The sequence below is a fragment of the Arsukibacterium sp. MJ3 genome, assembly GCF_000987765.1.
Lineage (GTDB): Bacteria > Pseudomonadota > Gammaproteobacteria > Enterobacterales > Alteromonadaceae > Alishewanella.
Window position 1 is genome coordinate 20544 of the sequence record NZ_LAHP01000014.1, and the last position, 14303, is coordinate 34846.

Sequence of the window (14303 nt, forward strand, 5' to 3'; positions counted from 1 at the left end):
TTACTGAACCCGGTTCACCTTAACGCTGCGATTGTTATTATCATTGCCCAATGAAAATGAGTTGAACAGGCCGCGTTTAATATAGTGCTGCTCACCACTTTCAATTTTATAATAGCCGCTGCCATTCTGGCGCCAGATTTGGCCATTATCAAAGGTTACAATCAGTTCATTACGCGGGCTTAAACTCACCTCTGTTACTGTCATATAACGTAATTTTGCCTGATCTTCAGGCGTTGACTTTTTATGCTCCTGGCCAAAGTCGTCTGCGGTTACCACTTCTGGTGCAGCCGGAGTTGCTTGGGCTGGCGCAGCTACTGCAGCAGACGCCAGCGATGTTTGACGTTTAGCCGTTAGCTGCTGTGCAGGTGGTGGGGCTGAATTGGCTGCGCTTGTTTGAGTAGCGGTTGTAGCAAGCGTGATGTCATCGTAGCAAACCAGGCGCTGTAAGGCATTTTGTTGTTGGCGGCATGCTTCAAGGGCAGTAGAGAGTGACTGGGCACTGGCCAAAGGGCTTAATATACTGCTGGCAAAAAATATAACGCTAGCGGTCAGATAAACTGATTTTTTCATTCTTGTTTTTCCTCTGCGGGGTCGTCAGGATCTGGTTTTGGCTGATAAAACCGGCTTAGCCAAAGGCCAGCTTCAAATAACAACCACATTGGCACGGCTAATAGCGTTTGCGATAACACATCGGGTGGCGTTAGCATCATGCCCAACACAAAAGCACCAACGATAATATACGGCCGTTTACTAGCGAGGGTAGCCGGAGTTACCGTACCAGACCAGACCAGCAATAATATAGCCACGGGTATTTCAAAAGATAGGCCAAAGGCAAAAAACAATTTTAATACAAAATCAAGATAGCTGCTGATATCAGTGGCAACAGTAACGCCCTCTGGTGCAACACTGGTAAAAAAAGCAAAAACCAGTGGGAAAACGACAAAATAGGCGAAGGCGATACCACTGTAAAATAGCAGGGTGCTGCTTATTACCAGTGGCGCAACCAGTCGTTTTTCTTTGCCATACAAAGCTGGGGCAATAAACTGCCATACTTGCATTAAAATATAAGGAATAGCCAGACAAATGGCGACAATAAAAGTCAATTTAAAGGGGGCAAAAAAAGGCGCAGCCACGTCAGTCGCTATCATGCTACTGCCCTCGGGCAGCACGGCAATTAATGGCGCCGCCAGCAAATGATAAATATCGGCGGCAAAATAGGCCAGACTGGCAAATACCAGTAATACCGCGATAACGCAGCGTAATAAACGGTTGCGAAGCTCTAATAAATGGCCTAGCAGGCTATCAGCTTCTGGTTTAATTTTCATCTTTGGGTTCAGTTGGTTTAACCTGGTTATCAGCTTGGGTAAGCTGAGTCGTTTTCAGTTCAGGCTTTGCCGGGCTTGCCACTGGTGGGTTAACCGATTTAGCGGCCTCACGCAGCTCATCTAAAGCGGCTTGCTCGTCAGCAGTTAGGTTAAGTAGGTTTTTGCTTTCAGCATCTTTTAATTTTTGGTGTAACTCGTGTACCCGTAAGTTTTCGCTAAGCTCAGCCTGCATTTGAGCGCCAAACTGCTTAACGCTTCGCACGGTTTTTACCGCACTTCGAATGGCACCAGGCAGCCGCTCGGGCCCTAACACCAGTAAGGCAATAACCGCAATAAGCAGTAGTTCCCAGAAGCCCATTTAGTGTTTTTCTTTATCAGTGTGTTTGGTTTGTTCGCTTTTATTCTCGCTTTGCGCCGGTTTTTGCTCGGCCAGTTGTTCTGGTTTATCGTCGTTTTGCTGTTCTTCATCTTTTATAGAGCTGCGAAAGCCCTTGATGGCTGAACCAAGATCAGTGCCAATACCACGCAGTTTCTTAGTACCAAATAACAATACTATAATTGCCAAAACAATCAGCAACTGCCAAATACTAATGCCGCCAAAACCCATAATAACTCCTCTGTACGCTATGCTAAAATTACTGCTTTAGTTTGCAACAAGATTATGACAATAGTGCTTTTGCACCGAAAAAGATAGCCCCGGCCAACAAGGCACCAGCCAACCAAAACGCGCTAAAACTTAGCGCTATGGTACCACTTATCAGACTGCCTGCTGCTAGCGCTGCAGCAATAATTTGTCCATTGGCTTTCTGTTGCTGTAATTGCAACAGCTGCAGTTGTTGTAATAATAACGCCTGTTGTTTCGGGCCTTGCTCCAGGTAGCGATGTAGCAAAGTTGGCATTTGTGGTAATTTTTCAGCCCAGAACGGCAGGTTTTCTTTTACCTGACGCCATACGGCAGGCAAACCAACTTGTTGTTTTACCCAGTTTTCTAAGAAAGGCTTAGCGGTTTTCCACAAATCAAGCTGTGGATAAAGTTGCCGGCCAAGACCTTCAACATACAACAGGGTTTTTTGTAGCAGTACTAATTGCGGCTGAACCTGCATATTAAAACGCCGTGCTGTACTAAACAGGTTTAGCAAAATATGGCCAAAAGAAATATCTGCCAATGGCTTTTGGAATATCGGTTCGCATACGGTACGAATGGCACTCTCAAACTCTTCAACATTGGTGTCTATTGGTACCCAACCAGAGTCCAGGTGTAATTGAGCAACTTTTCGGTAATCACGGTTAAAAAACGCCACGAAATTTTCTGCCAGATAGCGTTTATCTTCACTATTTAATGTGCCGACAATACCGCAGTCTATACCGATGTATTTAGGGTTATGTGGGTGTTCGCGTGACACAAAAATATTGCCAGGGTGCATGTCGGCATGAAAAAAACTATCGCGAAATACCTGTGTGAAAAACACTTCTACGCCGCGTTTGGCCAGTAATTCCATATCGGTATGCTGGGCATTAAGTGCAGTAATGTCTGATACCGGAATACCGTATATCCGTTCCATTACCATCACATTTGGGCGACTGAAGTCACTGTGAACATAAGGAATATATAACGAGTCTGACCCTTCAAAGTTGCGCCGTAACTGCATAGCGTTAGCGGCTTCCCGTTGTAAATCGAGCTCATCCAGAATGGTTTTTCGGTACTCTGACACCACTTCGCGCGGTCGTAGCCGCTTGCCATCGGGTAAGTAACGCGCTGCAATAGCGGCTAACCCATCCATTAAGTCTAAGTCGGCAACAATTTGTTTGCGAATATTCGGTCGAATAACTTTAATCACCACATCGGCTTCACCGCCATCCGCCAGCCGCAAAACTGCGGCATGCACCTGAGCAATTGACGCTGAAGCAAGAGGGGTAACGCTAAAGCTACTAAATAGCTGATGAATATCGGTTAGTTCCAGCGCCTGCTCGATCAGTTTCTGGGCATGTTCTCCCGGAAAGGGGTCGACTTTGTCTTGCAGTCGAGCCAGTTCATCAGCGATGTCGGCAGGTAGCAAATCGCGGCGGGTAGACAGCATCTGGCCAAACTTTATCCACACCGGTCCGAGGCTCTGTAACGCTAAACGCAATCTTTTGCCGATAGAGTAGTCGGGATAGCGATTTTTTAACCAAAAAGCACTTTTGCGGATACCCCGGGCATACCATGGTTGCCAGGCCGGCGGAATTAATTCGTCCAGGCCATATTGCAGCAAGGTTTTTTGAATGTGATAAAAACGGCTGAATCGCACCTGTTACTCCTTGGGGCGGGGCAGTGCTGCTGTAAGCCGGGCAACCCGGGCACTAAGCTCACTGACGTCCTGACTAAACTGTTGTAATTCAAGGGCAGTAGGCGTGAGTAACAGTTCGTCCTGGGCCAGCATGGTGGTCGTTTTATTAAGCAGCGCGACTTTATTAGTTAAGTAATGTTGCAACTGCTGAATACTAAGGCTGATTTTATGTGCCAGTGCATCGCCAACATAGCCGGACAAGGCTTCCTGCCAGTCAGGGTTCAGGCTTTGTAAAAAATAACTATATTGTTGAGCTACCTGAATATCACCATCAATCTGCAGTGCATCGGCCTTAATAAGCCGGGTAAGCTGACTGGCATCACGCAATTGACGCAGGCTGGCTAAATCGGTGCTTATGGCACAATCTACTGCTTCGTTATGCTGATTAAACAGCAGGCGGTCAGCACCGGCGGTAAGCACTAGGCGCAATTTAAACTCACGCAGGGTAAAAGCTAACTGTTTGCCCTGTAATTTACTTAGCCTCGCTGCAGCGCCACTGTCCATACTGATCAGCCGCTGGCAAAGCCGCTCAGCACTGGCGCAAAGCAGTTGTGGCAACAGCGGTGGCAGCATCAAAATTTAAAACCCCGGTGCAGGGCAACAATACCGCCTGTCAGGTTATGGTAAGTGACTTCTGCAAAACCGGCTTCTTCCAGCATCATTTTTAATGTTTCCTGATCAGGGTGCATGCGGATAGATTCTGCCAGGTACTGATAACTTTCTTTATCATTAGCGATAAGCTGCCCCATTATTGGTAACAGTTTAAACGAGTACATGTCATATACTTTGCTTAGCCATTGTTGTTCTGGTTTGGAGAACTCTAACACTAACAAGCGGCCACCAGGCTTTAGTACCCGAAACATTGATTTAAGCGCTGCAGCTTTATCGGTAACATTTCTTAAACCAAAACCAATAGTAATAATATCAAAGCTATTATCAGCAAAGGGTAGCGCTTCGGCATTTGCCTGAACAAACTCAATGTTATGAATTAAGCCCTGATCGCGCAGTTTATCGCGGCCTACGCTAAGCATTGACTCATTAATATCGGCTAACACCACTTTGCCTGTCGGGCCAACGCGGCGAGAAAAAAGCGCAGCAATATCGCCGGTACCGCCGGCAAGATCCAGTACATGCTGGCCGGGCCTTACACCACTGCAGTCAAGGGTAAATCGTTTCCATAGTCGGTGAATTCCAAGTGACATGATGTCATTCATAATGTCATATTTTGCTGCGACTGAATGAAACACATTAGCGACCAGCGAGACTTTTTCTGTTGCCGGAACGGTTTTATAACCAAAATGGGTAGTGTTGTGTTTGGAGTCGGTCATTGCGCTGCCTGTTTTCACCAATCTAAAGAAGGGCTAGTGTAAAAGAATTGTGCTGTCTAGCCAACTGCTGTGTTATACGGCTGTAGTAGCAACAGGTTCAGTTGGGCAGTAACATCAATTCATCAGCAACCTGATTGCGGCCGCGTTCTTTGGCTAATTTTAGCACCTGCGAACTGCGGGCTAAAAAATGAAACCAGTTTTCTTTCGTCTGAAGCAACGAGACACCCAGTGAAATAGTGATTTTGGGCAGGCTTTTTTTATCGCGTGATGAAACAAAACGTAGCTTTTCAACACCTTTACGCACCTGTTCTGCAATTTCATTGGCAGTGCGTAAGTCGATATCGGGCAATAACAATAAAAACTCTTCACCCCCAGAGCGCACCGGTATACCGCTGGCTTGGACATAACTACCGACTTTTCGTGCAACTTTGCTGAGAATAACGTCGCCTATGGTATGGCCATAATCCTGATTAAACCGGCTGAAATGATCAATATCTACTACAATTGCCGCAATGCGGCGCTGCGGCTTTTCATTCAGCCAGATATCAACTTGATTTTGCATAGCGGTTCTATTATACAAACCGGTTAAGGGATCCTGCAGACGCTGCAATTTTAATTGTTCTAGTTCATGACGCAGTTGATGACTTTGTTTGTTGGCCATGACTAACTGATGGTGCAGCTGCTGTTGATTTTGCTGGTAACTCAGTGCCTGACTTTTGATAATGCCGGCGATATCAGCCAGTTGTGCCGGAGCACTGGCAAGATGATGAAGTTGTTGTTCAAGTTGCTGAATAAACTGCCCTGTTGTTTCGGCTGCTAAATCAGTGTAACCCGATAACCTGCCAACAATGCCGGTAACATCTTGCAATAATTGCTCTTGTTGGGCATTTTCATCCGCTAACCAGCGCTGATACAACTCAGCCATGATAAAATTGTCGAAACATGCTTTGCTGGCCAGTTTTTGTTCAATATCCTGACATAAGCCAGCATTACTACCGCTGATATAATCGTAGGCTACCGCGTAATTGATAGGATGAATGGCAAGTTGGTTATGCTGCAAGAAAGCTTTTACTAAGCCCGCTTTTTCCAGCGCTTGTTGCAGCGAATCCTGATACTTCATAAGACGATGTTTAGCTCCGGAGCCAATCACTTTATTATTATTTGAAGAACCATAGTAACCGAATCCGGCTCGCCTGCAACCGGCAGTATAAACAAAAGCGTTCAGTCGCTGGAATTAGCGGCAAATAGATACGTTATTGTCGGTCAAAATGCTTGTTTTGTCAGTCTAAGCGGCTTTTTTGAACGCTAAATAAGGTTACACTCTACGGTATAGGATGCAAAAGGAGTAAAAAATGCGAAGAGTAATTATTATCGTCAGCTTTATGGTTGGCTTAACGGGCTGTGTTTCGACACCTCGGCAGGCGGGAGTGGATAAACAGTTTAGCCTGCTTGCCAGTAATGTGTGGCAAGGCGAGTCGAAGTTAACGGTGGCCCAGCCTGACCGTTTGCCAGATATGTCGCCAGCGGCCTTGGCTGCCAGGCAGCAGCAAAGACTAAACTGGCAACAGCAGCTGCAGCAAGTTAACGTGGCAGAACTGTCTGCACAGAACCAAATAAACCATGCGATTTTGTTGTACCGGTTAGCTAACCAGATTGATGAGTATCAGTTTAATGCGCATTTAACGCCGCTTACTTCAGAATCCGGTTTTCATACGTCGGTGGCGATGTTACTGCAAGGAAGTGTTTTACGACAAGCTGGAGATTATGAAAACTATCTGAAAAAATTGGCGACAGTGCCTGATTATATGCAACAACAGACTGATTGGATGCGGCAGGGCCTGCTTACCGGCATTACGCAACCTAAAGCGGTGTTGGCGGGTTTTGAGCAAAGCATTAGCTCTTATATTACTATTGATGCGCCGGCCAGCGTGTTTTATAAGCCATTTATTACCAAGCCAGAAAGCATCAACGATGCTGACTGGCAACAGCTACAACAACGGGCACAGCACGTGATCCTGACTGAGGTTAACCCGGCTTATCAGGCCTATTACAATTTTATGTTGCAAGACTATATCCCGGCGGCCCGAACGACTATTGCGGCCAGTGATTTACCAGACGGTGCTGCGTTTTATCAAAATAGGCTGGCTCATTACACTACCCTTGATTTAACGCCATTACAGGTACATAACATGGGGCTTACCGAGGTAAAACGCATTAGAGCCGAGATGCAAACCATTATTGATGGTTTGGAATTCACCGGCAGTTTTGCTGATTTTATTCAGTTTTTACGTACTGATCCGCAGTTTTACCCGCAAACTGAGCAGGAGTTAATGCGCTACGCTGCCTGGTTATCGAAACAAGCTGACGCTCAATTGCCACGCTTATTTAAAACGTTACCGCGCACGCCTTATGGTGTGGTGCCGGTGCCTGCAGAAATTGCACCAAAGTACACCACAGGCCGTTATTCAGGGGCCTCGCGGGATGATCAAGCTGGTTTTTACTGGGTGAACACTTATGCTTTGAATCGCCGGCCATTATACGAAATGCCCGCTTTAACGCTGCACGAAGCGGTCCCTGGCCATCATTTGCAAATATCCTTAGCACGTGAGCAAGCCAGCTTACCCGATTATCGCCGCAGTTTTTACACCTCCGCTTTTGGTGAGGGCTGGGGACTGTATGCTGAATATCTTGGTTTGGAGATGGGATTTTATGATGACCCCTATGCAAACTTTGGTCGGTTAACCTACGAAATGTGGCGGGCAGCGCGTTTGGTGGTAGATACGGGTATGCACAGTATGGGATGGAGTCGGCAGCAAGCAATAGATTTTTTGGCGCAGAATACGGCATTGTCAATGCACAATGTTACCACTGAAATCGACCGTTATATCAGCTGGCCAGCGCAAGCGTTATCTTACAAATTAGGTGAGCTTACCATTAGGCGGTTGCGCTTGGATGCTGAACAAAAGCTGGGGGATAAGTTTGATATTCGCATCTTCCATGATGTTGTGCTGAGCAATGGCAGCGTGCCACTGGCTGTGTTGGAACAACAGGTAGCCGCTTATATAGCTGCACAACAATAAAACAGAAAAAAATAATAAAAGATAAAAAAATAGCCGGCTTAAACCGGCTGTTTTTATCTGCAGATACTGAATATGAGTACTAAAGTGGTTCTAAAAAGTAAACTAAAGTATCAATGCCGCATTACAACGCTAGGTTCAGTATCAATTTGTCCATCGTCGTCTATGGCTGCCATTCTTCTACCGGCAAATAACACTGCCGTTTTTCTATTATTTTCTTGCCGAACAAACTTTAGCTCATAACCGTATCGCTGTAACTCTGCAACAGAAAATTTCTGCGCTAAATTCAGCTCTTCCCAGAAATGATGTATGTCCTTATCCGTCTGGCGCCGCTCTTGAATCATACTTGGCTCCAACTGCAGGGATCTCGCGTTTTGGGGCTCGGTCAGGCCGGCTAAATTAACGCCGAAATGGTGAGCCACCGGGCGGTAGTAACTGGCATAACAGATAGTTAGTTGCCTCCATATACCAATGGCAACTTTACCAGCATAGCTAAAGTTATTAATTTGTCCAGTCGGATCAGTTGAGGCTGCTCAGCAGCAATGTATAACGTCATGGCAGCCATCAGCGTCTTGTAACACTTTGCCAGTCATTAAATTGCTGCGGTTTTGGGCCGGTATTATTTAAAATAAGCTGCAGTTCCGCTTTGCCTGATAGCATAGTTTACGGCAGAATAGTGACTATTAAGTGTAGCTAAAGGACCGGTAAATGAGTCAGGTATTAGATAATTTGTTGTCATTGCTAAAACTGGAAACCATTGAGATGGGGCTTTACCGGGGGCAAAGCCAAGATTTAGGCTTTAAAGCAGTATTTGGTGGTCAGGTAATGGGTCAGGCTTTGTCAGCTGCAAAAGAAACCTTAACCGAAGAGCGAAAAGTGCATTCATTCCATTCTTATTTTTTGCGGCCAGGCGATGCCAGCAAGCCTATAGTGTATGAAGTTGAAACTATCCGAGATGGCAAAAGTTTTAGTACTCGCCGGGTGAGTGCAATTCAACATGGTAAAGCTATTTTTTATATGACCGCATCATTTCAGACGGAAGAGCAGGGTTTTAGCCATTATGACCCGATGCCAGATGTACCAGGACCCGATCAGTTGGTATCTGATCTGGCATTTTACCAGCAGCATGCCGCACTTATCCCCGACAGTTTACGCAGCAAATTTATTTGCGAAAAGCCAATAGAAATGCGGCCTGTCGATTTTCAAAACCCATTTCAGCCACAAGTTAGTGCGCCAAAACGATATGTTTGGTTTAAAGCGAACGGCAATATGCCCGATGATATTCGGGTGCATAAGTATTTGTTAGCTTATGCGTCTGATTTTAACTTTTTGCCTACAGCATTACAGCCACATGGCGCGTCGTTTATGGCCGCTAATATGCAAGTCGCTACCATTGATCACGCCATGTGGTTTCACCAGGATTTTCGTTTTGACGATTGGTTACTTTATGCTGTTGATAGTCCAAGAGCCGGTGGCGGTCGTGGTTTAGTGCGAGGCCAGTTTTTCAATCGCAACGGTGAATTGGTGGCATCAACCATGCAGGAAGGTGTTATTCGTCAATATGCCAGCGCCCGTTAAGGCGCGTTATGTTGTGGCATAATACTGTGCAGGCTTTGCAATATATCGTTGCGTAATAGAGTATTAACTGTTTGGGCTAATTGCTCCAGCTTGGCAGTACTACACACCATATTGTTACTATCAGTCTGGCTAATTCCCGCTTCTTTTAATGCATTTACTAAGGTGATGAACAACCCTTTGTCGTAATACTCCGGTGCTATAATGCCGTGTAAATTTAGCAAACGTTGTGCTAACTGCTGGGCATCTTTTTCCAGATCTACCCGGCTAATAGGCCCGGGCCGCAAAATTAAATTCAGGACAATAGCATAGCGTTGCAGTGTGTCTTCGGCGTTGTGAGCCAGCAGACTAAGCATAAAGTACTGCCGACTTTGTTGTGGCGCAGCGCGGTAGAGTTCGTCTTTTAGTTCAATTAAGCCTTGTGCGGTAAGATGTTGTAGCAACTCTTGGCAGTAAGTGTGTAATGAACTCACGTATAAAAAAAGTTCGGCGCGCAGCAGTGGGTATAGCTGTTCAATATAAACAAGCAGTTGCGTAAAGCTGATACTGCGATGGTGCATTATGGCACCAGCCAGCAGCGAGGGCAGCATAAATAAATGTAAGATGTTATTGCGATAATAGCTTGATAACACCGCATGTTCAGCGCTCATGCTAATGAGCTCTCCAAAACCATCTGTGCTACTTTGAATTTTTTGCAACTGTACCGCATGGTTAATCAAGCTGTTGGCATCGCCTTCAGGCAGGCTAACGTGCTGATGGTAAGGTACTTTCCGTTGTAGGCTTAAGTAAAAATCAAGCTGCTGTACCAGCTCTTCGCGGGTCAAAATGTGCTTGTCGGTGGCCAGTAAACTGAGTGCAATAAGATTGGTCGCGTTAAGTGCTGCCGCTTGATTAATATGCTGCATTACCTGGTTGGCGAGTTTCGCAACCACCGGATTTAACCAGTTTGGTTTTTGTACTTCCAGTGGGTTAATACCCGTTTTCCAATCGCTGACCTGCTGAGTGAGATACTGGTTAAGATAGATGGGTTGGCCAAAATTGACATAACCATAGCCGTAATCACGTAAGTTACGAATGGCTTTAAACACACCCGAAATAGATTCTTTCTTTTTGCCTGAGCCCTGCAGTTCATTTACGTAAGTATTCACCTCCATAACGTGCTCGTAGCCAAGATAAACCGGAACCAGCGTAACGGGACGGTCAATTCCTCTAAGCATCGACTGCACCGTCATTGCTAACATACCGGTTTTAGGCTGAAGTAAACGACCTGTGCGACTGCGGCCGCCCTCTGAGTAATATTTAACGGAGTACCCCTTGCTAAAAAGCTGGCTCAGGTACTCCCGAAACACCGCCGCATACAGCTTATTGCCGGTAAAGCTGCGTCGAATAAAAAAGGCGCCGCCGCGACGAAAAATAGTACCTGCTGGCCAGAAATTTAAATTGATACCAGCGGCAATATGTGGCGGTACCAAACCTTGCTGATAAATAACATAACTGAGCAGTAAATAATCCATATGGCTGCGATGACAAGGAACATAGACAATTTCATGACCTTTTTGCGCCAGGTCGCGCAGCAAATCTGCATTATTAACTTTGATACCGCTGTACAATTTTTTCCATAACCAGCTAAGCACCCGATCGCCAACCCGTAAAGTTGATTCACGATAATCAGCCGCAATTTCCTGCAGTAATTTTCGTGCTTCTTGCCGCGCTGCCGTAACGGATATCTTCTTCGTTTTGGCTTCATCTTCAATGGCACGTTTTAAGGCAGGTGCCGCTAACAACGCATTAAATAACTGGCTGCGATTAACCAGTTTTGGCCCGGTCGCAGCCAGCCGTTGCCGGTAAAAATGAAAACGCGACATTCGCAGCAGCTTATGAGCAGTCTCGGTTTCGGCGCCAAACTGCGTGGCCATTTGTGCCAGCGATACCGCCTTGCTTAGCCGCACTAAGGTATGCCGGCCTGAAATAAGCACTATTAATAGCTTAGCTAACCAGTGAGGCGCATTGGCTTCACCTAGCAACCATTTAATGCTGTTTTCTTTACCAGGTGCTCTACCCCACAATATAGCTACCGGCACGAGTTGTGCGTTCAGTTCAGGGTGCTCTAGATGCACTTTAAGTAACGCTTGCCCTTGTTGTAGCGCCCGGGTTTTAGTTCTGCCACCGATAACGCTATGCGGCTTTTCCAAAAACAAGGTGCGTGGCAGCTGCTGCCCGGCTAATGTCAGGGGTTGCAACGGATCAGGTAAAGCCAGTTTGTGGCACACTCGGCGTAAAGTCGCGACATCACTGGCAGACTCGGTATGGCAGACATAAAAGATGGGGCGGTTAACATCCAGTGCTAACTCACTAACCGCATGGTCAGGGACTATTTTAAAATTAACGAATAAACGCAAAGGCCACTTTAACAGTGCGGTAAACGACGATAGTAAAGAAAACATAATCATACCGGCAGTAAACATATTACCAGCAGAATATCATGGAAGCATTATCCGGCAAATTTGTCGCGGCAACAAAACTTGGCATTTACAAAAAGCCTGTATATACTCACAGTACTAACTGTATAGGTAGCCAGCATTATGAGACCATTAACGCCGCGTCAGGCAGAAATTCTGCAACTTATTAAAGATTATCAGGCTGCGACCGGCATGCCACCTACCCGGGCTGAAATAGCTAATCAACTCGGTTTTAAATCGGCTAATGCTGCAGAAGAGCATTTGAAAGCTCTGGCAAAAAAAGGTGTGTTAGAGATGATGCCCGGAACCTCTCGTGGCATTCGATTAGTAGACGATGGCAATGACCCACAGCAACTTGGTTTACCCTTAATTGGTAAGGTGGCGGCGGGCCAACCCATTTTGGCCGCCGAGCATGTGCAAAACCATTACAAAATTGATGCCCATTTATTTAAACCCCATGCCGACTTTTTGTTAAAGGTACAAGGCATGAGTATGCAAGATATTGGGATACTTGATGGTGATTTATTGGCGGTACATAAAACTACTGAAGCTCAACCAGGCCAGGTTATTGTTGCCAGGGTTGACGACAACGTGACAGTAAAGCGTTTTCAGCGCGATGGGCATCAGGTGTTGTTGTTGCCGGAAAATAAAGATTTTTCGGTAATTAAAGTAGATCTTCGACAACAACAATTTGCTATTGAAGGTTTAGCGGTTGGCGTGATACGTAACGGCAGCTGGTTATAAAGAATCGTTAGCTCAATAAGTTAATTATTTATTCAAGCGCTGGTATGACCACATGGTTTTACCGGCGCTTTTGTTATTTAGGGGTTTACACTGACACAGATTTGGATGATTCTTAGGCGGAGGTTGCTGAAAAAAATATCAGTTGCTTTTTGGATCACTGCGCGGGCAGTAAAAACTAAAAATAATTATAACAATAATAAACTAAAGAAACGTCATACATAGGTTCGGGGGCTAGCGGTATTCACCGTCTGTAAATCGGTATTCGCCGTGTATTACTGTGTACAGTTTCTGCAGTTTGCTTTGCAAATGACAGAGGAGAAGTACAGTGGCGAAGACGCGTAGTATACGTTGGTCGCTGCCGACCTTGCTTTTAGCCTTATCGGCTAATGCAGCAGCCATGCCTTTAAATATGACTAAAGGTGTTACGGAGATCAGTCAGGAGGTTTATAGCCTGCACATGACGATTTTCTGGATTTGCTGTGTTATCGGGGCAGTGGTGTTTGGGATAATGTTTGTCTCTATCCTGCTACACCGTAAATCGCGTGGCGTGCAACCAGCTCAATTCCATGAAAGCACCAAAGTAGAAATTCTGTGGACTGCCATTCCGGTGGTTATTCTGATTGCTATGGCAATACCCGCAACCAAGACCCTGATAGCAATGGATGATACCTCTGCTGCCGATGTGACGGTGCTCGTTACCGGGTCACAGTGGAAATGGCATTACAAATACCTTGGTAGTGACTTGGAATACTTTTCTGTGTTGGCCACACCCCGTGAGCAAATTAATAACCGTTTTGCTAAAGGTGAAAATTACCTGTTGGAAGTTGATCGTCCTCTTGTTATTCCTACTGGCCAGAAAATACGTTTTTTAATGACTTCTGATGATGTTATTCATTCTTGGTGGGTTCCGGCGTTTGCCATAAAAAAAGATGCTAACCCTGGCTTTATTAATGAAGCCTGGACCCGGGTCGATGAACCCGGCATTTATCGGGGGCAATGCGCTGAACTTTGCGGCAAAGATCATGGCTTTATGCCGATTGTGGTAATAGCAAAAAGTCCTGACGATTATGCACTTTGGAAAGTGGCGGAAGAAACCCGCATAGCAAATGCTAAAGCGGCTGAGCAGGAGCTGCTGGCAATGAATATGGACATGGGCGAGTTAATGGCTAACGGCGAGCGCACTTATATTGCTTATTGCGCGGCATGCCATCAGCCGAATGGTGCCGGCCTGCCAGGTATATTCGCAGCGTTAGCTGGAAGTGCCTTGATCCTTAATGACAAATCTGCCCATATCGATATCGTCTTAAATGGTAAAAGTGGCACTGCCATGCAGGCTTTTGGCCGACAGTTAAGTTTAAAAGAATTAGCATCTGTCCTGACTTATACCCGCAACGCCTGGGGTAACGATACTGGTGATGCCGTGCAGGCTGCCGAAGTATATAAAGTGCAGCAGGGTAAGGGAGAATAA

The 14303-nt window shown here is 45.9% G+C and carries 14 protein-coding genes; 4 read left to right on the forward strand and 10 right to left on the reverse strand.

Annotation, left to right across the window (positions count from 1 at the left end):
• From VT06_RS11275 to VT06_RS11310, 8 genes are all read right to left on the reverse strand, one after another.
• Positions 1-570, reverse strand: a complete 570-nt coding sequence (locus VT06_RS11275; RefSeq protein WP_046554413.1) for a hypothetical protein — start codon at positions 568-570, stop codon at positions 1-3.
• Positions 567-1325 carry a twin-arginine translocase subunit TatC gene (gene tatC, locus VT06_RS11280; protein WP_046554414.1) on the reverse strand — a complete coding sequence of 253 codons (759 nt, stop codon included), beginning with the start codon at positions 1323-1325 and terminating at the stop codon, positions 567-569. The genes VT06_RS11275 and tatC overlap by 4 nt, the downstream gene beginning before the upstream one ends.
• A complete protein-coding gene (tatB, locus tag VT06_RS11285) occupies positions 1315-1683 on the reverse strand; it encodes a Sec-independent protein translocase protein TatB (protein WP_046554415.1) in 369 nt (122 codons plus the stop codon). The genes tatC and tatB overlap by 11 nt, the downstream gene beginning before the upstream one ends.
• Complete coding sequence (gene tatA / locus VT06_RS11290) at positions 1684-1932, reverse strand: Sec-independent protein translocase subunit TatA (RefSeq protein WP_046554416.1); 249 nt, start codon at positions 1930-1932, stop codon at positions 1684-1686. It lies immediately after the preceding gene.
• A gap of 52 nt (positions 1933-1984) precedes the next feature.
• Complete coding sequence (gene ubiB / locus VT06_RS11295) at positions 1985-3613, reverse strand: ubiquinone biosynthesis regulatory protein kinase UbiB (protein WP_046554417.1); 1629 nt, start codon at positions 3611-3613, stop codon at positions 1985-1987.
• A gap of 3 nt (positions 3614-3616) precedes the next feature.
• Positions 3617-4225, reverse strand: coding sequence for an SCP2 domain-containing protein (locus VT06_RS11300; RefSeq protein WP_200897969.1), 609 nt, complete (start codon positions 4223-4225; stop codon positions 3617-3619).
• The gene (ubiE, locus tag VT06_RS11305; protein WP_046554418.1) at positions 4225-4980 is read right to left on the reverse strand and encodes a bifunctional demethylmenaquinone methyltransferase/2-methoxy-6-polyprenyl-1,4-benzoquinol methylase UbiE; all 756 of its coding nucleotides are present in this window, start codon (positions 4978-4980) and stop codon (positions 4225-4227) included. The genes VT06_RS11300 and ubiE overlap by 1 nt, the downstream gene beginning before the upstream one ends.
• Before the next feature lie 97 nt (positions 4981-5077).
• On the reverse strand, positions 5078-6100 hold the full coding sequence (locus tag VT06_RS11310) for a GGDEF domain-containing protein (RefSeq protein ID WP_046554419.1): 1023 nt from the start codon (positions 6098-6100) through the stop codon (positions 5078-5080).
• A gap of 232 nt (positions 6101-6332) precedes the next feature.
• Between VT06_RS11310 and VT06_RS11315 the strand changes: the two genes are divergently transcribed.
• A complete protein-coding gene (locus VT06_RS11315; protein ID WP_046554420.1) occupies positions 6333-8060 on the forward strand; it encodes a DUF885 family protein in 1728 nt (575 codons plus the stop codon).
• A 110-nt stretch (positions 8061-8170) separates the two neighbouring features.
• Here the strand turns inward: VT06_RS11315 and VT06_RS11320 are convergent, their stop codons facing one another.
• A complete protein-coding gene (locus VT06_RS11320; protein WP_046554421.1) occupies positions 8171-8401 on the reverse strand; it encodes a hypothetical protein in 231 nt (76 codons plus the stop codon).
• 364 nt (positions 8402-8765) lie between these two features.
• Between VT06_RS11320 and tesB the strand changes: the two genes are divergently transcribed.
• Positions 8766-9635, forward strand: a complete 870-nt coding sequence (gene tesB / locus VT06_RS11325; protein WP_046554422.1) for an acyl-CoA thioesterase II — start codon at positions 8766-8768, stop codon at positions 9633-9635.
• Here the strand turns inward: tesB and plsB are convergent.
• The gene (gene plsB / locus VT06_RS11330) at positions 9632-12076 is read right to left on the reverse strand and encodes a glycerol-3-phosphate 1-O-acyltransferase PlsB (RefSeq protein ID WP_082122509.1); all 2445 of its coding nucleotides are present in this window, start codon (positions 12074-12076) and stop codon (positions 9632-9634) included. The two genes, tesB and plsB, sit on opposite strands and share 4 nt — an antisense overlap.
• 138 nt (positions 12077-12214) lie before the next feature.
• Here plsB and lexA point away from each other — a divergent pair, with 138 nt between their 5' ends.
• Both lexA and coxB read left to right on the forward strand, forming a co-directional pair.
• Positions 12215-12835 (forward strand): transcriptional repressor LexA, encoded by a 621-nt coding sequence (gene lexA, locus VT06_RS11335; RefSeq protein WP_046554423.1) that lies wholly within the window; start codon positions 12215-12217, stop codon positions 12833-12835.
• Between the two features lie 325 nt (positions 12836-13160).
• Positions 13161-14303 carry a cytochrome c oxidase subunit II gene (gene coxB / locus VT06_RS11340; RefSeq protein ID WP_235357417.1) on the forward strand — a complete coding sequence of 381 codons (1143 nt, stop codon included), beginning with the start codon at positions 13161-13163 and terminating at the stop codon, positions 14301-14303.